This window comes from Curtobacterium sp. 'Ferrero' (assembly GCF_002412165.1).
Taxonomy (GTDB): domain Bacteria; phylum Actinomycetota; class Actinomycetes; order Actinomycetales; family Microbacteriaceae; genus Curtobacterium.
Genome location: NZ_NXIA01000002.1, coordinates 285,227 through 305,880, shown reverse-complemented (window position 1 = coordinate 305,880; position 20,654 = coordinate 285,227). Strand labels below are relative to the sequence as shown.

General features: G+C 71.9%; 18 protein-coding genes. 2 read left to right on the top strand and 16 right to left on the bottom strand.

The window, feature by feature from the left end; all coding sequences use genetic code 11:
• Positions 1 to 356: 356 nt before the first annotated feature.
• The 4 genes from Csp2054_RS03560 to Csp2054_RS03545 all read right to left on the bottom strand — a co-directional run bounded on the left by Csp2054_RS03560 (position 357) and on the right by Csp2054_RS03545 (position 4,874).
• Positions 357 to 1,406 (bottom strand): hypothetical protein, encoded by a 1,050-nt coding sequence (locus Csp2054_RS03560; protein ID WP_096897910.1) that lies wholly within the window; start codon positions 1,404 to 1,406, stop codon positions 357 to 359.
• A complete protein-coding gene (locus Csp2054_RS03555) occupies positions 1,403 to 2,650 on the bottom strand; it encodes a sensor histidine kinase (RefSeq protein ID WP_096897909.1) in 1,248 nt (415 codons plus the stop codon). The genes Csp2054_RS03560 and Csp2054_RS03555 overlap by 4 nt, the downstream gene beginning before the upstream one ends.
• A 5-nt stretch (positions 2,651 to 2,655) precedes the next feature.
• Complete coding sequence (locus tag Csp2054_RS03550; protein WP_096897908.1) at positions 2,656 to 3,372, bottom strand: response regulator transcription factor; 717 nt, start codon at positions 3,370 to 3,372, stop codon at positions 2,656 to 2,658.
• Positions 3,373 to 3,614: 242 nt separating this feature from the next.
• Positions 3,615 to 4,874 carry a class I SAM-dependent RNA methyltransferase gene (locus Csp2054_RS03545; RefSeq protein WP_096897907.1) on the bottom strand — a complete coding sequence of 420 codons (1,260 nt, stop codon included), beginning with the start codon at positions 4,872 to 4,874 and terminating at the stop codon, positions 3,615 to 3,617.
• Positions 4,875 to 4,888: 14 nt separating this feature from the next.
• On the opposite strand from Csp2054_RS03545, the gene Csp2054_RS03540 reads away from it, so the two are divergent.
• Both Csp2054_RS03540 and Csp2054_RS03535 read left to right on the top strand, forming a co-directional pair.
• Positions 4,889 to 5,680: a Maf family protein gene (locus Csp2054_RS03540; protein ID WP_096897906.1), complete on the top strand. Its 792-nt coding sequence runs from the start codon at positions 4,889 to 4,891 to the stop codon at positions 5,678 to 5,680.
• Between the two features lie 79 nt (positions 5,681 to 5,759).
• The gene (locus Csp2054_RS03535; protein ID WP_096897905.1) at positions 5,760 to 7,538 is read left to right on the top strand and encodes an acetyl/propionyl/methylcrotonyl-CoA carboxylase subunit alpha; all 1,779 of its coding nucleotides are present in this window, start codon (positions 5,760 to 5,762) and stop codon (positions 7,536 to 7,538) included.
• A 92-nt stretch (positions 7,539 to 7,630) separates the two neighbouring features.
• Here the strand turns inward: Csp2054_RS03535 and Csp2054_RS03530 are convergent, their stop codons facing one another.
• The 12 genes from Csp2054_RS03530 to Csp2054_RS03475 form a co-directional block, all read right to left on the bottom strand.
• Positions 7,631 to 8,305 (bottom strand): hypothetical protein, encoded by a 675-nt coding sequence (locus tag Csp2054_RS03530; RefSeq protein ID WP_141399105.1) that lies wholly within the window; start codon positions 8,303 to 8,305, stop codon positions 7,631 to 7,633.
• 451 nt (positions 8,306 to 8,756) lie between these two features.
• The gene (locus Csp2054_RS03525) at positions 8,757 to 10,415 is read right to left on the bottom strand and encodes a phospho-sugar mutase (protein WP_096897903.1); all 1,659 of its coding nucleotides are present in this window, start codon (positions 10,413 to 10,415) and stop codon (positions 8,757 to 8,759) included.
• Positions 10,412 to 11,275, bottom strand: a complete 864-nt coding sequence (locus tag Csp2054_RS03520) for a purine-nucleoside phosphorylase (protein WP_096897902.1) — start codon at positions 11,273 to 11,275, stop codon at positions 10,412 to 10,414. The genes Csp2054_RS03525 and Csp2054_RS03520 overlap by 4 nt, the downstream gene beginning before the upstream one ends.
• A 119-nt stretch (positions 11,276 to 11,394) precedes the next feature.
• Complete coding sequence (locus Csp2054_RS03515; protein ID WP_096897901.1) at positions 11,395 to 11,673, bottom strand: PTS sugar transporter subunit IIB; 279 nt, start codon at positions 11,671 to 11,673, stop codon at positions 11,395 to 11,397.
• Positions 11,670 to 12,179, bottom strand: a complete 510-nt coding sequence (locus tag Csp2054_RS03510; protein WP_096897900.1) for a PTS sugar transporter subunit IIA — start codon at positions 12,177 to 12,179, stop codon at positions 11,670 to 11,672. Before Csp2054_RS03510 ends, Csp2054_RS03515 begins: the two co-directional genes overlap by 4 nt.
• A 3-nt stretch (positions 12,180 to 12,182) precedes the next feature.
• Positions 12,183 to 13,295 carry an adenosine deaminase gene (locus Csp2054_RS03505; protein WP_096898025.1) on the bottom strand — a complete coding sequence of 371 codons (1,113 nt, stop codon included), beginning with the start codon at positions 13,293 to 13,295 and terminating at the stop codon, positions 12,183 to 12,185.
• A gap of 122 nt (positions 13,296 to 13,417) precedes the next feature.
• Positions 13,418 to 14,707 carry a thymidine phosphorylase gene (locus Csp2054_RS03500; RefSeq protein WP_096897899.1) on the bottom strand — a complete coding sequence of 430 codons (1,290 nt, stop codon included), beginning with the start codon at positions 14,705 to 14,707 and terminating at the stop codon, positions 13,418 to 13,420.
• 4 nt (positions 14,708 to 14,711) lie between these two features.
• Positions 14,712 to 15,095, bottom strand: coding sequence for a cytidine deaminase (locus Csp2054_RS03495; protein ID WP_058726734.1), 384 nt, complete (start codon positions 15,093 to 15,095; stop codon positions 14,712 to 14,714).
• Between the two features lie 211 nt (positions 15,096 to 15,306).
• Positions 15,307 to 16,590, bottom strand: a complete 1,284-nt coding sequence (locus Csp2054_RS03490) for an ABC transporter permease (RefSeq protein WP_096898023.1) — start codon at positions 16,588 to 16,590, stop codon at positions 15,307 to 15,309.
• Positions 16,591 to 16,595: 5 nt separating this feature from the next.
• A complete protein-coding gene (locus Csp2054_RS03485; protein ID WP_176491535.1) occupies positions 16,596 to 17,927 on the bottom strand; it encodes an ABC transporter permease in 1,332 nt (443 codons plus the stop codon).
• Complete coding sequence (locus tag Csp2054_RS03480) at positions 17,924 to 19,444, bottom strand: ABC transporter ATP-binding protein (RefSeq protein ID WP_096897898.1); 1,521 nt, start codon at positions 19,442 to 19,444, stop codon at positions 17,924 to 17,926. The genes Csp2054_RS03485 and Csp2054_RS03480 overlap by 4 nt, the downstream gene beginning before the upstream one ends.
• Positions 19,445 to 19,517: 73 nt before the next feature.
• Positions 19,518 to 20,591: a BMP family protein gene (locus Csp2054_RS03475; protein ID WP_096897897.1), complete on the bottom strand. Its 1,074-nt coding sequence runs from the start codon at positions 20,589 to 20,591 to the stop codon at positions 19,518 to 19,520.
• Positions 20,592 to 20,654 lie beyond the last annotated feature (63 nt).

Genomic DNA, 20,654 nt, shown 5'->3' with positions numbered 1-20,654 from the left:
CGAATCGCTCGTAGGTGACCGTTCCGCTCATGCTCGACGGAACCGCTCGTAGGAAGTCATCCGGAACGACCTCCTACGAGCGGAACGGCAACCCATCGCGAACGTGATGGGCTGGAACGCGCACGCGCCACGACTGCTCGAGCACAGGCCTCCCCGCAACTTCCCGGTGTGTGCCAAATCGCTCGTAGGTGACCGTTCCGCTCATGCTCGACGGAGCCGCTCGTAGGAAGACATCCGGAACGACCTCCTACGAGCGGAACGGCAACCCATAGCGCACAGGATGGGCTGGAACGCGCACCGCCGCTCCGAGCTCACGCACCGCGGACCCGGTACGCCGCCACGGGTGTGCGCACGCGTCAGACGCCCACGTGCCGCGGGATCTCCAACCAGAGGGCGACCGAGTCGTCCTCGTCCCCGTCCTCGTCGTCATGTCCGGCTCCGAGGGCGGCCGACTCGCTCGCGGCCGTGTCGAGCCGCAGCCCCACCACGGTCACCGCGGTGTCCGCCCCCTCCCCCACGGTCCGGACGATGACGTTGTCGGCTCCCCGTGCGCGCCGGAGCGCATCCGCCACCTGGGCGTGGATGCGTCGGATGTCGTCGGCCTCGAGGTCGTCGAGCCCGCCGTCGTCGTGGAGCTGCACGGTGGCCCCCGACCGGCGGAGGCGCATGACCTCGCTCCGGACGTCGTCGGACAGGAGCGACCGCCCGCGGATCTCGTCGCGGATGGCCTGCTCGAGGTGCAGGCACTCGGCGCGCTCGTCGTCGGTCAGGTCCCCGCCGGCGTCGATGATCCGCTGGAGCATCGGGAGGGCCATCCGGGTGGTCTGGCTCAGCCGGAACTGCCGCTCGAACACGTGCGCGTCCTGCGCGGCCTGCCAGTCGACGGTCTCCTGCTCGGCGCGGACGAAGTCTCGGGTGACCCGGGTCGCCCGGTTCATCGCCACCGCGAACACCGTCGCGATCGCCACCCACGCCACACTCCCGAGCACGCCGAGCGACCCGAGCGCCCCCGGTCCGGCCCACAGCACGGTCTGCACGGCGAGGAAGACGACACCGAACCACGCGAACGGCCCGCGACCCCGGACGACGAGGATCACCATGAGCGTGCCGACGGCCGCGATCCACCAGGTGTCGTAGCCGGGTCCGGTGCGGAGCTCCACGGCGGGTGCGGCGACGAGCGGCATGACGACGGCGGTGGCCAGGGAGAAGCACGCTGCCCACACCGGCAGTGTGCGTCCGGGCACGAAGAGCGCTGCCCCGGTCGCTGCGGCGTACAGGACCATGCACGCGATGATCGGGCCGATGTCGTGGACCTTCGGCAGGGTCGTCGCGGCGAGCACGAGGTGGTAGACGGAGAAGAGCGCCGCGAGCCCGATCGCCACGCCGGCCGGGATGGACACCTTCACGACGCCGCTCCCGGTGCCCAGTCGAGTCGGATGCGCGTCCCCGCCCCCGGTGCCGTCTCGATGTCCGCCCGGCCGTCGACCGCGACGACCCGCTCGATGATCGACCGCCGCACTCCGAGGCGCTCGGCCGGGATGCCGCGCACGTCGAAGCCGGCTCCGTCGTCGCCCACCTCCACGTGGACGCCGCCGTCGCGCTGCTCGACGACCACCCAGCGGTCCACCTCGGCGCCACCGGCGTGCTGCACCGAGTTGACCGCCGCCTGCAGCGCCGCGGACGCGACGGCGTCGGCGACCACCGCCGGCACGCGCACGTCACCGAGCCGCGACTCGACGACCCGGACCGGCGCGGCGAGGGCGCACACGGCGCTCGCGATCCGTGTCCGGAGTGCCGTGAGGGAGACCGGCGCGGCCGAGCCCGGCGTGTCTGCGGCAGCAGCCTCGAGGTGGTCGATCGCGTTGCGGGCCATGCGGGCAGCGAGTGCCTCGGCCTCGGGCGTGTCCGCCCGCGCCGCGGACAGCAGGGTCGTCAGGACGCTGTCGTGCACGATGGCGTCGACCTGCACGCGCTCGACCTCGGTGGCGTGCTCGCGGATGGCTGCGGAGTAGCGGCGCACGGCGGTCGCCTGGGCTGCGTCGACTGCGGTGGCGGCCCGGCGGAGCACGACGGCGATCACCAGGACGGCGCCGCTGAGGATCGCCGTGTACACCCCGTCGAGCAGGGCACGGGTGACCCCGGCGTGGCCGCCGATCGGCAGGAGCCGGATGACGACGTACACCGCCGGGGCGAGCGCCGTGTAGAGCGTCGCGCGCCACGGGGCGAACCCCATGGCCGCCGCCGTCGACCCGACCGTGATGAACCACCACGGCCACGGCACCTGCGTCGCCGGGATCGGCTCACGGACCGTGAACGGCCACGAGACCAGCGCAGCGAGGAACAGCACGGCGCAGATGATCTGCGCGGGCTGTGCCAGACGCGGCACGAAGGCCGCGATCCCGACCAACACGAACGAGAGACCCAGCGCGACGGCGAGCACCGGCCCGCAGACGGGGTCGAGGTAGCGCAGCTGCCCCACCACGTTCGGGACGTTCACCGCACCGAGGCCGACCGCGGCCATGGCGAGGAGGATCGTGAAGGCCCGTTCGACGGAGGCCTGCGTGATCGCCGCCCGGACGCTCCGGGACGGGTCGGCGCCGAAGGGCGCGAGACCGCTCGGCGACGGTGCCGGTCCGGCCGCGGACGTCATCGTGCTCAGCGACCGTCGCCGTCGGGGTCGATCCCCGAGTCCAGCCCGGGGAGGATGCCGTCCTCGACCGCTCGCCGGAGCAGGTCGACCTTCGTCGGCGCCGGACGGCCGACCTCGACGTACTTCACCCGGATCCGGTCGAGGTACTCACGAGCGGTGGAGTACCCGATGCCGAGCTGCTGGGCGGCGAGCTTGAGCGGCAGCCCGGACGCGTACAGGTGCAGGATCTCGCGCTCACGGCGTCCGAGCTGGGCCTTCGCGAAGTCCCGGTCCGCGTCGATGGCGCTCGCCCACTCGAGGTTGTTGAGCACGTCGCCGCGGGCGACGGTCGCGACGGCCGCCATGACGGTCTTGGTCGCCGAGGACTTCGGGATGACGCCGGCCGCCCCCGCGGCGAGCGCCTCGCGCACGTTCGCGACGCGGTCGGCGATCGAGTGCACGAGCACGGCGGCTCCGGTCCCCTGGACGCCCTTGACGTTCTCCGTGACCGTCGACCCGTCACCGAGGGACAGGTCGAGCACGACCACGTCCACCTCGCGTCCGCCGAGCTGCGCGATGTACTCCGGCACGCTGGCCGCGGTCAGCACGACCTCGAAGCCCTCGTTCTGGCACGCGGCCTGGATGCCGAGCCGCACGGACTCGTGGTCGTCGACGACGGCGACGCGGACCGGCTTGGTCTGCACGCCGGTCGTCCCGGTGGTGGTGGTCGTCTCTGCTGCCACGGTGGCCTCTCGTTCCGATGCCCGACCCGGCCCCTGATCGCCGAGTTGCCATCAGCGTCCCAGGATACCCAGGTCCGACCCAGGTTCGCGGCCGGACGCCCGGGACGCGCCGGTCCGGCGGCCGTTCCGTGACGGTCCGTGACGGAATGCCGGTCCGCCGGACGGACGCCACGGGCCCGGCGACCACGGGCCCGGCGACCACCGGCCGAGCCGCCGACACCCAGGCGACCACCCGCCCGACGTCAGGCGACCGGCACCAGGCGCGCCACGGCCTCCAGGTGGTGGGTGTGCGGGAACAGGTCGAACGCGCGCAGTGCCTCCAGGCGGTAGCCGAGGTCCGCGAACGTCGAGACGTCACGCGCCAACGCGACCGGGTCGCACGCGACGTAGACGACCTGCGCGGGCTGCAGCGCCGCGACCTGCACGGCGACCTCCCGTCCCGCACCCGACCGCGGCGGGTCGAGGACGACCGTGCCGGCCCGCAGCCGGGCGCGCTCCGGCTGCGACGCCATCGCCGCCGTGCGCGCGAGCCACCGGTCGACGCGTCCGGTCTCGGCACGGGCACCGACCCACTCGGCGAGGTTCTCCTGGGCGTGCTCGGTGGCACGCTCGGACCCCTCCACGCTCGTGACCTTCGCGCGCGGGCCGACGAGGTCGCCCAGTGCCGCCGCGAGCAGCCCGACGCCGCCGTAGAGGTCGAGGTGCTGCCCGTCCGGGTCGAGCCGGTCGCGGTCGACGAGGTCCTGCACGGCCGCGGTCAGGACGGCGGGCGCCTGTCGGTGCACCTGCCAGAAGCCGGTGTCGTCCACCGCGAAGGTGCGCTCCCCCACGGTCTCGGTGACGACGGTCGGCGACTGCGCGTCGATGACGAGCCGGGCACCCTCGGACCCCGACGGGGCGAGGACGTCCACGACGGACGCACCCGGCATCGCGCCACGGCCGAGCGGCGCACCGTCCTGCACGCGTGCGCTGGCGAGCGGGAGCGACGACACCGGTACGACGCTGTGCGAGCGGGCGGCGAAGGGTCCGGCGGTGCCGTCCTGGTCGACGTGCAACCGGACGCGGGTGCGCCAGCCGGTGCCGTTCACCTCGTCGTCGCCGGGCACGGCCTCCACCACGACGTCGTGGCCGAGCGTCGCGGCGAGGTCGGTGCGGGCGAACCGGGAGAAGGCGTCCACGAGGACGTCGCGCTTGAGCTCGCGCTGGTGGGCGAGGGCCATGTGGCCGAACTCGGCACCGCCGGCACGGACCGCCGGGTCGCGGTCGAGGGCGGCCTCCGGCCAGACGTGCTCCACGCGGTGCTCGCTCGGCTGCACGACGGACACGGTGTCGGCACGCCAGAACGACTTCTTGCGGTCCTCGGTCACCCGGGCGACGACGCGCTCGCCCGGGATCGCGTCCGAGACGAACACCACACGTCCGTCGTGCCGTGCCACCGAGATACCGCCGTGGGCGATCCCGGTGACGTCGAGTTCGAGCAGCGTTCCGACGGATTCACCCATGGTTCGATGTTCCCATGCGTCTGTACCTCGCGAGTACCTCCCCCGCCCGCCGCGCCCTGCTCGCCCAGACCGGCATCGAGCCCGTGCTGGTGGCACCGGGGGTCGACGAGGACGCCGCCGTCGCCCGGCGCGAGGCCGAGCTGGGGCGGTCCCTGACCGGCCCGGAGCTCGTGTCGCTGCTCGCCGTCGCGAAGGCGTCCGCCGTCGCCGACGCCGAGGTCGCCGGGCGAACGGTCGACGGCTTCGTGTTCGGCGGCGACTCCGCCTTCGAGGTCGACGGACGCCTGTACGGCAAGCCGCACGACCCGGAGGTCGCGCGGCAGCGCTGGCGCGAGATGCTCGCGGTCGGCGGCGGGACGCTGTGGAGCGGGCACTGCGTGCTCGACCGGCGCGCGGACCGGTCGGGCGCCGTGGCGGCGACCCCGTCGCAGCCGGGAGGCGCGGTGCGGGCCGACACCGTGCCTCCCGTCCGTCCGCTGCCTGCGTCCACGGCGGGCGACGGGGTGATCGCGGACGTCACGCCCGGCGGTTCCGCGATGGTCGCCGACGGCGACCGCGTCGTCGCCGTCGACAGCGCGGTCCTGACCTTCGCGGCCGACGTGTCGGCGGACGAGATCGACGCCTACGTCGCGAGCGGCGAGCCGCTCGAGGTCGCCGGGGCGTTCACCATCGACGGGCGCGCAGCGGCGTACATCACGCGGATCGACGGCGCTCCCTCGGCCGTCGTCGGCCTGTCGTTGCCGATGCTGCGCTCGATGCTGCTGCGTGGTTTCGGCGCGACGTGGCACGAACTCTGGGCACTGTAGACATCCACACTGGTTCGCCCTGGTTCTTTGTGGGTGCCAGTCAATTCGCGCCGCCGCCGCACGAATACGCTGACGTACCATGCCCCGTATCAGCAAGGTCCTCATCGCGAACCGCGGCGAGATCGCCGTCCGCATCATCCGCGCGGCCCGCGACGCAGGCAAGGCATCGGTCGCGGTCTACGCCGACCAGGACCGTGACGCCCTCCACGCCCGCCTCGCCGACGAGGCCTACGCGCTGAACGGCACCACGAGCGCCGAGACCTACCTCGTCATCGACAAGATCATCTCCGTCGCCCGCCGCTCCGGCGCGGACGCGGTGCACCCGGGGTACGGCTTCCTCGCCGAGAACGCCGATTTCGCCCGCGCCGTCATCGACGCCGGGCTGACCTGGATCGGCCCGTCGCCGGAGTCGATCGAGCGCCTCGGCGACAAGGTCTCCGCGCGTCACGTCGCCGAGAAGGTCGGCGCGCCGCTCGCGCCCGGGACCATCGAGCCCGTCGCGGACGCCTCCGAGGTCATCGCGTTCGCGGACGAGGTGGGCCTGCCGGTCGCCATCAAGGCGGCGTTCGGCGGCGGCGGCCGCGGTCTGAAGGTCGCCCGCACGCGGGAAGAGGTGGCCGCGCAGTTCGAGTCGGCGACGCGCGAGGCGATCGCCGCGTTCGGTCGCGGTGAGTGCTTCGTCGAGAAGTACCTCGACAAGCCGCGGCACGTCGAGACCCAGTGCCTCGCGGACGAGCACGGCAACGTCGTCATCGTCTCGACGCGTGACTGCTCGCTGCAGCGCCGCCACCAGAAGCTGGTGGAGGAGGCTCCGGCGCCGTACCTGACCGATGCCCAGCAGGAGCGTCTGTACGAGTCGTCGAAGGCCATCCTGCGCGAGGTCGGCTACGTCGGTGCGGGTACGTGCGAGTTCCTCATCGGTGCCGACGGCACGGTGTCGTTCCTCGAGGTGAACACGCGTCTGCAGGTGGAGCACTGCGTGTCGGAGGAGGTCACCGGCATCGACCTCGTGCGCGAGCAGTTCCGCATCGCCGAGGGTGGCGTGCTCGACTACGACGACCCGGCGCCGAAGGGCCACTCGTTCGAGTTCCGCATCAACGGTGAGGACGCCGGCCGCAACTTCTTCCCCGCGCCCGGCCCCGTGCACGCGTTCAACGCGCCGTCCGGCCCGGGCGTCCGGGTGGACTCGGGCGTCGTGTCCGGCGACGTCGTGTCCGGCTCGTTCGACTCGATGCTCGCGAAGCTCATCGTCACGGGGGCCACGCGGGAGGAGGCGCTCGAGCGGTCGCGCCGTGCCCTCGCCGAGTTCGAGGTGACGGGGCTGCCGACCGTGCTGCCGTTCCACCGCGCCGTCGTGTCGGACCCGGCGTTCGCGACCGACGACGAGACCCCGTTCTCCGTCTACACGCAGTGGATCGAGACCGACTTCGTCAACGAGATCCCGGCCTGGAGCGGTGCGACCGAGGAGCTCCCCGCCCCGGCGTCGCGAGACACCGTCGTGGTCGAGGTGCAGGGCAAGCGCATCGAGGTCACCATGCCGTCGATCGTCGGCGGTGGTGCTGCCGGGGCCGCCGGTCGTCGTCCTGCGGGTCCGTCCGCTCCCCCGAAGCGTCGTTCCTCCGGCGTCCGCGGTGGGCTGGCGTCGTCCGGCTCGGTGACGTCGCCGATGCAGGCCACCGTGGTGAAGGTCGCCGTCGCCGAGGGTGACACCGTCGTGAAGGGCGACCTGCTCGTCGTGCTCGAGGCCATGAAGATGGAACAGCCGGTGCAGGCGAGCCGCGACGGTGTCGTGAAGGCGCTGAACGCCCCCGTCGGCCAGACGATCTCGTCCGGCCACGTGCTGCTCGAGCTCGCGTAGCGCGCGGCGGCCCGGGCGCGCCTTACCCCCGGAACCAGGTTCCGGACACAGCACCGCGGTCTTCCGCGGTGCTGTGTCCGTTCGGCGGTGCATCACCACGGAGGGGTCCGTCGGACGGCGTGCGACACGGGCAATCCGGCCCGCCGCAACTCGGTCGGTGCGCTCCCGCCGGGCAACACATCGCGCCAGGTGACCCGAGCGACTCCCTCCACGCCAGGGATCGCCCGCACGGCGTCTTCGCGGAGCTTCTCGTCAACGACGACGTCCTCAGCCGAGCGACCGCCACGCATCGAGCGGTCACGGTACTTGAAGAGTCCGTCGAACTCGACGACGACGCCTTGGTCGGGGAACCAGAAGTCGACCCGGGCGACGACGCCGCCATGAGCGCGGAACTCCTGTTGCAGGATCGGCGCCGGGAGGCCGAGGTCGTGGAAGAGCAAGTTCGTCAGGCTCTCCCCCGGCGACTCGGTCCGTGCGTCTGCGATGCCGATGAGCCGAGCCGCACGAGCAGCTCCGCGCCGGGTTGGGCGTCTCTCCAGTTCGGCGATCAGGTCCTCTCGCCGTGCTCCGCGACGCAACACAGCGTCCAAGACGACGATCGCGTGACCCCGATCGCTGCGCAGAGCGATGTCGACGGCGGTCGTGACGAGATCCGTCGTCGCGATCCCGTCGATCTCGACGGTCGGGACAGAACGACCCCGGGCTGGCACCTTGTCGGCGAACCGCAAGCGCTGCGAGCGCTCGCGGGTCGGGTCGGTGAGGACCACCCGATCGGGGAGCGGACCGAACCACGGCAGGTCGTGCATCACGACGGCTGACTCGTGCGACACGATGAGCCCGGCACGCGACCTGCTGAGGACCGCGTCCACCTTTGCACGGTGCCTGGACGCCTCGGACGCCTCCTCGAAGTCGACCGCGGTGGTCACGACCCCGTACCCGAGGCGCACGAGCTCCCCGCTCGCGCGTCGACGTCGGAACTCACGAGCCTCGCTTGCGTCTGTGGGAACACGGAACAGCGGGAGTCGATCCATCGTCACAGCGTGGAGCAACTTCGCCGGACCGAGCGGCGTCGCAGGCCCAAGTGGAGAACGGCGAGTCCGCTCCGCGCTGTGCAGGAGTGGCGACGAGCGGCTCATCGCACCTCCGAACGGACACAGCACCGTGAAAAACCACGGTGCTGTGTCCGGAACCTGGTTCCGGCGCGCCCCGCGCCGCGTGCTACGACACGAGGGGACGCACGGCGTCGGCGAGGGCGTCGACGAGCGCCTGGGCATCGGCCGGGGTCGCCGCGACGGTGTCGATGTACACCTTGACCTTCGGCTCGGTGCCGCTCGGACGGACGATCACGCGGGCGTCACCCTCGAGGTCGTACCGCAGGATGTCCGACGGCGGGAACCCGGCGACGCCCTCGGCGTAGTCGGTCACCGAGCGGACGGCGACCGGCCCGAGCGACGTCGGCTGGTCGGACCGGAGCGCCGCCATGATCTCCCCGATGCGGGACAGGTCGTCGACGCGGGTGGCCACCTGCCCGGACGCGAACGCACCGAACTCCGCGGCGAAGGCTTCGAGGCGGTCGGCGATCGTCTGTCCGGACGCGGCGAGCGTCGTGGCGAGGTCGAGCAGGGCGAGGGCGGCCGAGATGCCGTCCTTGTCCCGCACGACGGCGGGGTCGACGAGGTAGCCGAGGGCCTCCTCGTACCCGAACACCAGGTCCGGCACGCGCGACACCCACTTGAAGCCGGTGAGCGTGTCCCGGTAGGCCAGACCGTGGCGCTCCGCGACGCGGGCGAGCGCGGGCGACGAGACGATCGACGCCGCGAGGGTGCCGCCCCGTCCGTCCGAGACGGAACGTGCCGCTGCCTGCCAACCGAGCAGCCAGCCGACCTCGTTGCCGGAGAGACGCCGGAAGGACCCGGAGCCGTCCGGGATCGCGAGCGCCAGCCGGTCGGCATCCGGATCGTTCGCGATCACCAGGTCCGCCCCCGCCGCGACACCCCTGGCGACGGCGAGGTCCATCGCGCCCGGCTCCTCGGGGTTCGGGAACGCGACCGTCGGGAACGCCCCGTCGGGCTCGATCTGCTCCGGCACGGTCGTCGGGACGGCGTACCCGGCGCGTTCGAACACCGCACGGGCGGTCTCCCACCCGACGCCGTGCATGGCCGTGTAGACCACGGTCGGCTGCTCCTCGGCCGGGAGCGCGGGCACCGGCACGGTCGCCGCCGTCGCTTCGACGTACGCGTCGAGCAGCGAGCCGTCGGCGACGATGTAGTCCGTGGCCCGCTCGAGTTCGATGATGGACCCGGCGGCCACGTCGTCGATCGCGGCGGCGATGGTCGCGTCGACCGGCGGGACGATCTGCGATCCTTCGTCACCCTCGCCGAGGTACACCTTGTAGCCGTTGTCGCGGGGCGGGTTGTGGCTCGCCGTGACCATGACGCCGGCACCCACCGCGAGGTGCCGGACGGCGAACGCCAGGACCGGTGTGGGCAGAGCCGAGGGCAGGAGCGTGACCTCGAGCCCGAGGCCGCGCAAGACCTCGGCCGAGTCACGGGCGAAGACGTCCGAGTTGACGCGGCCGTCGTAACCGATGACGACGCTGCGCGAACGGCCGGAGTCGATGAGGAACTTCGCCAGCCCGGCGGCCGCCTGGGTCACCACGACGCGGTTCATCCGAAGGGGCCCGTAGCCGAGCTCGGCACGGAGCCCGGCGGTGCCGAACGCCAGGCGGCCCGCGAACCGGTCGGCGAGTTCCTGGACCGCGTGCTCGTCACCGCCCGCTGCGGCCTCGACGACCGCGTCGAGCTCGGCGCGGGTCTGCTCGTCCGGGTCCTGCGCGGACCACGCGCGTGCGGCGGCGACCACGCCGTCGACCGTCACTGCGCGGACCCGTCGGTGGCTGCGGGCGACGAACCGATGGCGGCGACCACGCGGGCGAGCAGGTCGGCGATGCGCGGTTCGGCCTCCCGTCCGGCCTCGAGCACCTCGGCGTGCGACAGCGGGGTCGTCTGGATGCCGGCAGCGAGGTTGGTGATGAGCGAGAAGCCGAGGACCTCCATGCCCGCCTGGCGCGCCGCGATGGCTTCGAGCGCCGTCGACATGCCGACGATGTGGCCGCCGATCGTCTTGGCCATCTGCACCTCGGCCGGGGTCTCGTAGTGGGGCCCGCGGAACTGCGTGTAGACGCCCTCGTCCAGCGACGGGTCCACGCTGCGGGCGACGGCACGCAGCCGCGCCGAGTACAGGTCGGTGAGGTCGACGAACGTCGCACCCTCGAGCGGGCTGTCCGCCGTCAGGTTGATGTGGTCGCTGATCAGGACGGGGGTGCCGGGCGTCCAGTGCTCCTTGATCCCGCCGGCGCCGTTCGTGAGGATCATCACCGACGCGCCGGTCGCCGCTGCGGTGCGGACGCTGTGCACGACGCGGCGGACCCCGTGGCCCTCGTAGTAGTGGGTCCGGGCGCCGATGACCAGGGCGTGCCGGCCGTCCGGCAGCGCGATCGAGCGCACCGTGCCGGAGTGCCCGGGCACGGCCGACGCGCTGAAGCCGGGGACCTCCGACGCCGGGATCTCGGAGACCGTCTCACCGATGATGTCGGCAGCCTTGCCCCATCCGGATCCGAGGGTCAGGGCGATGTCGTGCCGTGCGATCCCCGACTTCGACGCGATGACGTCTGCGGCGGCGCGTGCGACCTCGAACGGGTCGGCGGCGGGGTCGGTCAGCGGGTTGTCCGTGCTCATGCACCGATCCTAGGGCGCGCCACCGGCCGACCCGCCGCGCACACGCGCCCGCGCCACAGCCCGCCCCCGTCCGCGCCACAGCCCGCCCCCGTCCGCGCCGCAGCGCGTCTCGCCCCGGGTCAGTGCTCCCCGAGCGCCCGGTCCACCGCCGCGGTGATCTCGTCCTGGTCGAAGTGGTTGCGGATGACGATGACCTCCGCGTAGGTGTCGCCGATCGCCTCGACGAACTCCTGGCTCGTGAGGATCACGTTCGCGTCGTCCGCCACCCGCCGCACCGAGGCGACATCCGCCGCGACGACCGAGGCGGTCAGCCCGAGCGACTCGAGCGCCTTCTCCGCGTTCACCTTGAGGATCCCGCTCGACCCGATGCCGGCGCCGCAGATCGTCACGATCTTCACGACGCACCGCCCGCGTCGCGCTCAGCCGGTTTCCCGGCCACGGCGCCGCCCGCACCACGCGCGGCCGACACGCCCAGGACGGCCCGGACCTCGTCCGCCGTGGTGGCGTCCGCCAACCGTGCGGTCACGCCGGGGTCGTTGAAGACGTTCGCGATCTCGCCGATCGACTCGAGGTGCGTGCCGATCTCGGCCACGGCGAGCCCGAGCACCACCCGCACGGGGTCGTTGTGCGGGTGCCCGAACACGACCGGCGACGCGAGCGTGACGATCGCGAGGCCGTCCCGGAGCACGGACGAACCCGGCCGGGCGTGGGCGAACGCGAGCCCCGGCGAGATGACGATGTACGGACCGTGCTCCTCCACCATGTCGATCATGGCGTCGGTGTACGGGTCCGTCGCGGCCCCGGAGGCGACGAGCGCCCCGCCCGCGATCCGGAGCGCCTCGCGCCACGACGACGCGGACGCCCCGAGCACGACGGCTTCGTCCGGCAGCGGTGGGAGCGACACGGTCTAGGCCTCCTGGTACCCGGCGGTGATGGTGGCGATGATCTCCTCGCGGTCCTCGAGCGGCAGGAAGGACCCGAGCGCCGCGTTGATCTGGAACGCGGCGAGGTCGTCGAGGTCGTAGCCGAACGTGCCGGCGAGCAGCGCGAGCTCCCGAGACAGCGACGTGCCGCTCATCAGGCGGTTGTCGGTGTTGACGGTGACGCGGAAGCCGAGCTGGTACAGCACGTCGAACGGGTGGTCCGCGAGGTCGTCGCCCCAGGCCGCGACCGCGCCCGTCTGCAGGTTCGACGACGGCGAGACCTCGAGCGGGATCTCCCGGTCGCGCACCCACGAGGCGACCTCGCCCAGGGTGGCGAGGGTCGACCCGTCCCCGGCGTCGGACAGCGTGACGTCCTCGAAGATCCGGACGCCGTGGCCGAGCCGGAGCGCGCGGCCGTCGACCAACGCGGACCGGATCGAGGCGAGACCGTCTGCCTCGCCCGCGTGGACGGTCACCGGGAAGAGCTGGGCGGCGAGGTACTCGAACGCCGCACGGTGCCCCGAGGGCGGGAACCCGGCCTCGGCCCCGGCGATGTCGAAGCCGACGACGCCGTGGTCGCGGTGCCGGACGGCGAGCTCGGCGATCTCGAGCGAGCGGTCGGCGTGCCGCATGGCCGTGACGAGCTGCCCCACCCGGATCGACCCGCCGGCCGCGTCGACGGCTTCCTCGATGCCCGCCTGGACGGCCTCGACCGTCTGGTCGAGCGTGAGCCCGCCGCCCAGGTGCTGCTCGGGCGCCCACCGCACCTCGCCGTAGACGACGCCGTCGGCGACGAGGTCCTCCACGAACTCCCGCGCGACGCGCTGCAGCTGCGGAGCGGTCTGCATCACCGAGGTGGTGACGTCGAACGTCTTGAGGTACTCCACGAGCGAGCCGGAGTCCGACTGGTCGGCGAACCACTGCCCGAGCGCGTCGGGGTCGGTGGTGGGCAGCGCGACGCCCGCGTCCTCTGCCAGCTCGACGATCGTCGCCGGCCGGAGGCCGCCGTCGAGGTGGTCGTGCAGCGACACCTTCGGCAGGTCGTCGATGACCGCTCCGGCGTCGGGCAGGCGGTAGGTCGTGGCGTCGGCGCTCATGCCCACCAGGCTATCGGTGGTCACCGACCTCGCGCAGGCACCTGTGCACAACAGACGCGCGGACCGACTGGAGGCTCCCCACACCACGGGTGGGGAGCCTCCTGTCGGTCAGGTGGTCGCGATCAGCCCGCGATGCGCTCGCGCACGATCGGCCCGCGCTCCGGAGCCGACGACCCGATCGCCCACGCGCCGTCGAGCGACTCGAGCGCCCGCTCGAAGCGCTCCGGCTCGTCGGTGTGGAGGGTCCACAACGGCTGCCCGGCGGTCACGGTGTCGCCCGGCTTGACGTGCAGCTCGATGCCGGCCCCGGCCTGCACCGGGTCCTGCGCCCGGGCACGTCCGGCACCGAGGCGCCAGGCCGACACCCCGAACGTCAGCGCGTCCTGCTGGACGAGCACGCCCGAGGACGGTGCGTTGACGACGTGCTGCTCACGGGCGATGGGCAAGGCCGCGGCGGGGTCGCCGCCCTGCGCCCCGATCATCCGCCGCCACGTGTCCATCGCGCGGCCGTCGGCGAGTGCGGCAGCCGGGTCCGCGTCGGGCAGCCCGGCGAGCGTGAGCATCTCGGTCGCCAGTGCGACGGTCAGTTCCACCACGTCGGCCGGCCCGCCGCCCGCGAGCACCTCGACCGACTCGCGGACCTCGAGCGCGTTGCCGATCGTGAGTCCGAGCGGCACCTCCATGTCGGTCAGGAGCGCCGAGGTCGCGACCCCGGCGTCGTTCCCGAGGTCGACCATCGTCCGCGCGAGCTCGCGCGACGCCTCGTACGACGGCATGAACGCGCCGGACCCGAACTTCACGTCGAGCACGAGCGCACCCGTGCCCTCGGCGATCTTCTTCGACATGATGCTCGACGCGATGAGCGGGATGCACTCGACGGTCCCGGTGATGTCGCGGAGCGCGTAGAGCTTCTTGTCGGCGGGCGCCAGGCCGGAGCCCGCGGCGCAGATGACGGCGCCGACGTCCGAGAGGATCTCCATCATGCGGTCGTTCGACAGCGACGCCTGCCACCCCGGGACCGACTCGAGCTTGTCGAGCGTCCCGCCGGTGTGACCGAGCCCGCGCCCGGACAGCTGCGGCACCGCGACGCCGAACGACGCGACGAGCGGAGCGAGCGGCAGCGTGATCTTGTCGCCGACCCCGCCCGTCGAGTGCTTGTCGACGGTCGTCTTGCCGAGCGCGTCGAACGACATCCGCTCCCCCGACGCGATCATCGCGAGCGTGAGGTCCTTGATCTCACGCCGCTCCATCCCGTTGAGGAAGATCGCCATCGCGAGCGCCGCCATCTGCGGGTCCTCGACGTACCCACGGGTGTAGGCGTCGACGAGCCAGTCGATCTCGGCGGTGCCGAGGGCGTCGCCGGAGCGCTTGGTGCGGATGAGGTCGACGGTGTCGAAGGGTTCCACGGCCATGCGGTCAGTGCTCCTGCTGGTAGGTGACGAGGGTGCGGGGCCCGAAGGCGTCCGGCAGGACCTCGTCGATGGTGCGGATGCCCGAGACGGTCTCGAGCAGCATGCCCTCCGCCGAGTGTTCGAACAGCAGCTGCCGGCACCGGCCGCACGGCATCAGGGTCGCCCCGTCGCCGTCGACGCACGTGAACGCGACGAGCTTGCCGCCGCCGGTCATGTGCAGCTGCGAGACGAGGGAGCACTCGGCGCAGAGGGTCACGCCGTAGGACGCGTTCTCGACGTTGCAGCCCGACACGACGCGCCCGTCGTCGGTCAGCGCCGCGGCACCCACCGGGAACGACGAGTACGGCGCGTACGCGTGGCGCATCGCGGCCGTGGCCGCGTCCCGCAGGACGCTCCAGTCGACGTCGGCGGACGCCGGGTCGGCCGGGAGGCTCGTGGTGGCGTCCGCCCCGTCGGCCGCGGCGCCGCCGTCGGTCGCGCGGAGGGCCGCGGCCGGGTCCGCCCAGCCGGCCGCGGCCGCGTCGGCGGCCGCGTGTGCGGGACGCGACCCCGAGCCGGGCGTGGGTTCCGTGTCGGTCATGTGCCGTGCCTCCAGTCCGTCAGCTCTTGATGTAGGGCTTGCCCGCCGCGGCGGGACCGCGGACCTGCCCGACCAGGCCGGCGACCGCGAGGATCGTGACCACGTACGGCAGCATGAGCAGGAACTCACTCGGGACGGGCGAGCCCTGCACGACGCTCAGCGCGTTCTGCAGGTTCGACGCGAAGCCGAACAGCAGCGCGGCGAGGGTGGCGCGGATCGGGTCCCAGCGACCGAAGATGACGGCGGCGAGGGCGATGTAGCCGGCACCCGCGGTCATGTCCTTCGTGAACCCGCCGACGGCGTCGAGCGTGAAGTACGCGCCGCCGAGACCGGCGATGGCACCGGCGAGCGACACGTTCCAGAAGCGGGTGCGCGCGACGTTGATGCCGACCGTGTCCGCCGCCTGCGGGTGCTCGCCGACCGAACGGAGCCGCAGGCCCCAGCGGGTCTTGAACAGGCAGAACGTGACGACCGCCACCGCGATGTACGCCAGGTACACGACGATGCTCTGCTCGAAGAAGATCGGGCCGATGACCGGGATCTGGTGGAGCAGCGGGATGTCGATCTTCGCGAAGCGCAGGCCGGAGTTGAGCGTCGACTCGTTCGGCGAGAGCACCTGCGAGTACAGGAAGCCGGTGAGGCCCGAGATGAACGCGTTGATGACGACGCCGACGATCACCTGGTCGACGAGGTACTTGATGCTGAACGCGGCGAGGATGAAGGACACCAGGGTGCCCGCGACGACCGCACCGACCAGACCGGCCCACGGGGTGCCGGTGATCGACGCGACGAGTGCCGAGGTGAACGCGCCCGCGAGGAACTGGCCCTCGATGGCGATGTTCACCACGCCGACCCGCTCGGAGATGACGCCGCCGAGCGCGCCGAACACGAGCGGGACGCTCAGGCCGAGGGCGCCGACGAGCATGCCGGGGATGGTGATCGAGTCGCCCGCGACGGCCCAGGCCAGGAAGCCCACGACGAAGACGATCGCGAACAGCGCGGTCACCCACAGGCGGACGCGCCGGTTCGCTCGCGTCTCGACGACCGCGTACACGGTGGCGAGGGCGAGCAGGACGATGACGACCACGCCCGTCGCGGTGGCGGGCAGCGGCAGGTTGGGCAGGGCGAAGAAGTCGCCCTTCGAGGCGAGCCGGAACGTCGCGGTGCCCGGTCGGTGCGCGACGCCGAACAGCAGGATCGCGATGACCGTGAACACGCCGTAGCCGATCGCGGTCTTCCAGCTGCGCGTGGTCTCGACACCGGCGGTGGCGAGGGGCGCCGCTGCCGGCGCGGTGGGGGCCATGGTGCTCACGCGGCGACCGCCTTCTTGCTCTGCTTGGTGCGGGTGCGACGACGGGCGCCCGGCTGCGGGATCCGGAAGATCGCGCGGACGAGCGGCGGTGCCGCGATGAACAGGACGATGAGTGCCTGGATGACGCCGACGATGTCGATCGGGATGCCGTTCGCGGCCTGCATGGCGTAGCCGCCGTTCTTCAGCACGCCGAACAGGATCGCCGCCCAGAACACGCCCCACGGCTTCGAGCGGCCGAGGAGCGCGACCGTGATGGCGTCGAAGCCGATGCCGGCGTCGATGTTCGCGGTGAAGCCGCTCGTGACCGCGCCCTGCACCTGGTACGCCCCGGCGATGCCGACGAGGGCGCCCGAGATGAGCATCACCCAGATGGTGAGGGAGGGCACGCTCATGCCGGCCACGCGCGCGGCACGGGGGTTCTCGCCGATGGTGCGGAACCGGAAGCCGAGCGACGACTTGTTGAGCAGCCACCAAACCACGACGACCGCGATGAGCGCCACGACGAACCCGAGGTCGATGCCGTAGCGCGGGCCGAACAGCTGCGGGAGCACCGCGCTGTCGTCCATGGCGGGCGAGATCGGGTTCGGGCTGCCCTTGGCCTGCAGCAGCCCCGGGGTGCGGAGCATGTAGCTGAGGAGGTAGAGCCCGACGTAGTTGAGCATGATCGTCAGCACGACCTCGTTGGCTCCGGTGCGGGCCTTGAGGACGCCGACGATGCCGCCCCAGACCGCACCGCCGACGATGCCGGCGAGGATCGTGAGGGGGATGTGCACGACCGCGGGCAGGTCGAACGAGAACCCGACCCAGCCGGCCGCCGCGGCGCCCATGAGGATCTGGCCCTGGCCGCCGATGTTGAACAGGCCGGCGCGGAACGAGACCGCGATGCCGAGGCCCGCGGCGATGAGCGGCACGGCGTAGTCGACCGAGCGCGTGATCGGCACGATCGCCTGCGCGAACGAGCTCGCGCCGAAGTTGACCACCGACCCCTGGAACAGCGAGGCGTACGCCCCGCCGACCGCGGTCCCGATCGCCTGGAACGTGTCCGACGGACGGGCGAAGAAGTAGCCCGCCGCCGTGCGGACGTTCTCGTCGGTGACGGCGATGAGGATGCCGCACGCCACGAGCGCGAGCACGACGGCGAGCACCGTGACGAGCACGGAGCCGTTGACGATGCTCTGCAGGGCGGTGCTCCAGCGGTCGCCGCCGCCGGCCCGCCGCTCGGAGTCGACGGCGGTGTCCGTGGTGAGGCCGGCGGTCGTGCCGTCCTCCTGCACGCGGTCGTCGGTGACCGGTGCGGGGGTCGCGTTCTGGGGGTCCTGCGCGTTCACGCGGCCAGCTCCGTTCCTTCGGGGAGCTCCCCGGCCATCATGAGGCCGAGGACGTCTCGGGGGGTGTCCGCGGGGACGATGCCGACGATGGCGCCGCGGTACATCACGGCGATCCGGTCGGCGAGGGCGACGACCTCGTCGAGCTCCGTGGAGACGACGATGACCGGTACGCCGGTGTCGCGGGTGGCGACGATGCGCTTGTGCACGAACTCGATCGAGCCGACGTCGATGCCGCGCGTGGGCTGGGCGGCGACGAACAGCCGGAGGTCGCGGCTGAGCTCCCGGGCGAGCACGATCTTCTGCTGGTTGCCGCCTGACAGCCGACCGGCCGCGGTGGCCCGGGACGGCGTGCGGATGTCGAACTCGGCGATCTTCTCGTCGGCGAAGGCGTCCCGCTCGGCACCGCGGATCGTGCCGGCACGGACGAACTCGGCGTGGTCGGCACGGTCGAGCATGAGGTTCTCGGCGATGGTGAACTCGCCGACCAGGCCGTCCTCCTTGCGGTCCTCGGGCACGAACCCGACCCCTGCGTCGAGGATCTGCTTGACGCTGCGCCCGGTGAGCTCGGCACCGTCGAGCGTGACGCGGCCGGACCGCACCGGCTCGAGGCCGAGGAGCGCCTCGGTGAGCTCGGTCTGGCCGTTGCCCTGCACGCCGGCGATCGCGAGGACCTCGCCGCGGCGCACCGTGAACGAGACGTCGTCGACCGTGACGACGCCGTTCGGGTCGGTGACCGTGAGGTGATCGACGACGAGCGCGTCCTCGCCCCCGGTCGCCGGGGTCTTGTCGACCACGAGCGAGACGGCGCGGCCGACCATCAGTGCCGCGAGCTCGTTGTTGGTCGCGGTCGGCGACGCCTCGCCGACGACCTTGCCGAGCCGGATCACGGTGATGCGGTCGGCGACCTCCCGGACCTCGCGGAGCTTGTGCGTGATGAAGACGATCGCGGTGCCGGCCTCGCGGAGCTGCCGCATGATCGCCATCAGCTCGTCGGTCTCCTGCGGCGTGAGCACGGCGGTCGGCTCGTCGAAGACGAGGACCTTCGCGTCGCGCGAGAGCGCCTTGATGATCTCGACGCGCTGCTGGACGCCGACGGGCAGGTCCTCGACGCGGGCGTCGGGATCGACGTCGAACCCGAACCGGTCGGAGATCTCCCGGACCCGCGCGCGGGCGCCGGCGAGGTCGAGTCGTCCGCCGAAGGTGGTCTGCTCCTGACCGAGCATGACGTTCTCGGCGACGGTGAACACGGGCACGAGCATGAAGTGCTGGTGCACCATGCCGATGCCGGCGCGCATCGCGTCGCCGGGTCCGTCGAAGTCCTGGACGACGTCGTCCAGGAGGATCTCGCCCTCCTCCGCCTGGTACAGGCCGTAGAGGACGTTCATCAGGGTGGACTTGCCCGCGCCGTTCTCACCGAGGAGGCAGTGGACCTCTCCCGGCTCGACGGTGAGTGAGATGTGGTCGTTGGCGACCAGCGAACCGAACCGCTTGGTGATGCCGCGGAGTTCGAGCTTCATGTGCTGCGCTGTTCCTCGTGTCGGGGCACGGGAATGCGGGCGGAGGACTGCTCCCCCGCCCGCATCCGTGGTGTTACTTGACGGTCGCTTCGGTCTTGACCGTGATCGAGCCGTCGATGATGCCGGACTTGATCGTGTCGAGCTCGCTCTGCAGGTCCTTGTCGACCTTCGAGGCGTAGTCGTGGAACGGCGCGATGCCGACGCCGTCGTTCTTCAGCGTGCCGACGTACGGCGTGTTCGAGTAGTCGTCCTTCGCGGCCTCGAGCACGACGGCCTTGGTCGCCGGGCGCATGCCCTTCTCGACGGACGTGAACGCGATGTCCTTGTAGCGGGGGTCGGCCTCGTAGAGGTCGCTGTCCGCGCCGATGAGGACGGAGCCGTTGTCGGCGTCCTTGATCGCCTCGGCGGCCGACTGGTAGATCGGGCCACCGACGGGGAGGATGACGTCGGCCTTCTGGTCGAGGAGCGTCTGTGCGACGGCCTTGGCCTGCGTGCCGGCCTCGAAGCCGCCCGTGAAGGAGCCCTTCTGGGTCGACTCGTCCCAGCCGACGACCTTGACGTCCTTGCCCTTCTTCTCGTTGTAGTACTTCACGCCGTCCGCGAAGCCGTCCATGAAGATGGTGACGGTCGGGATCTGCATGCCGCCGAAGGTGCCGACGACGCCGGACTTCGAGTACGACGCGGCCGCGTAGCCGGCGAGGAACGCCGCCTGCGAGGTGTCGAACGTGATCGGCTTGACGTTGTCCGCCTTGATCGAGTTGTCGTCGATGATGGCGAAGTCGGTGTCGGGGTTCGCGGCGGCCTGCTTCTTGGTGGCGTCGGCGAGGTTGAAGCCGACCGTGACGATCAGCTTGCAGTTCTGGTTGATGAGCTGCTCGATGTTCGAGTCGTAGACCGTGGAGTCCTTCGACTCGGCCGACTTGTACGTGGCGCCGATCTCCTTGGCGGCGTCCTGCAGCCCCTCGAAGCCGAGCTGGTTGAAGGACTTGTCGTCGAAGCCGCCGGAGTCGGAGACCATGCAGGGACGGAAGTCGGTCTTCTTGGCCGTGGCGGTGTCGGACGGGGCGGCGGAGCAGCCGGCGAGGACGGCGACGGTGCCGACGAGTGCGAGGCCGCTGAGCGCGATCTTTCGGGTGCGGGATGACACTTGGGTGATTCCTCCGGGGGCGTTGGCCCGGAGCTGTGGTTCCGGGCGATCGTGGTGACAGTA

Bases quoted from the DNA above. Each gene is read 5' to 3' on its own strand.
- Csp2054_RS03555 (WP_096897909.1), bottom strand. From the start codon at position 2,650: ATGACGTCCGCGGCCGGACCGGCACCGTCGCCGAGCGGTCTCGCGCCC.
- Csp2054_RS03545 (WP_096897907.1), bottom strand. From the start codon at position 4,874: ATGGGTGAATCCGTCGGAACGCTGCTCGAACTCGACGTCACCGGGATC.
- Csp2054_RS03540 (WP_096897906.1), top strand. From the start codon at position 4,889: ATGCGTCTGTACCTCGCGAGTACCTCCCCCGCCCGCCGCGCCCTGCTC.
- Csp2054_RS03535 (WP_096897905.1), top strand. From the start codon at position 5,760: ATGCCCCGTATCAGCAAGGTCCTCATCGCGAACCGCGGCGAGATCGCC.
- Csp2054_RS03520 (WP_096897902.1), bottom strand. From the start codon at position 11,275: ATGAGCACGGACAACCCGCTGACCGACCCCGCCGCCGACCCGTTCGAG.
- Csp2054_RS03505 (WP_096898025.1), bottom strand. From the start codon at position 13,295: ATGAGCGCCGACGCCACGACCTACCGCCTGCCCGACGCCGGAGCGGTC.
- Csp2054_RS03500 (WP_096897899.1), bottom strand. From the start codon at position 14,707: ATGGCCGTGGAACCCTTCGACACCGTCGACCTCATCCGCACCAAGCGC.
- Csp2054_RS03490 (WP_096898023.1), bottom strand. From the start codon at position 16,590: ATGGCCCCCACCGCGCCGGCAGCGGCGCCCCTCGCCACCGCCGGTGTC.
- Csp2054_RS03480 (WP_096897898.1), bottom strand. From the start codon at position 19,444: ATGAAGCTCGAACTCCGCGGCATCACCAAGCGGTTCGGTTCGCTGGTC.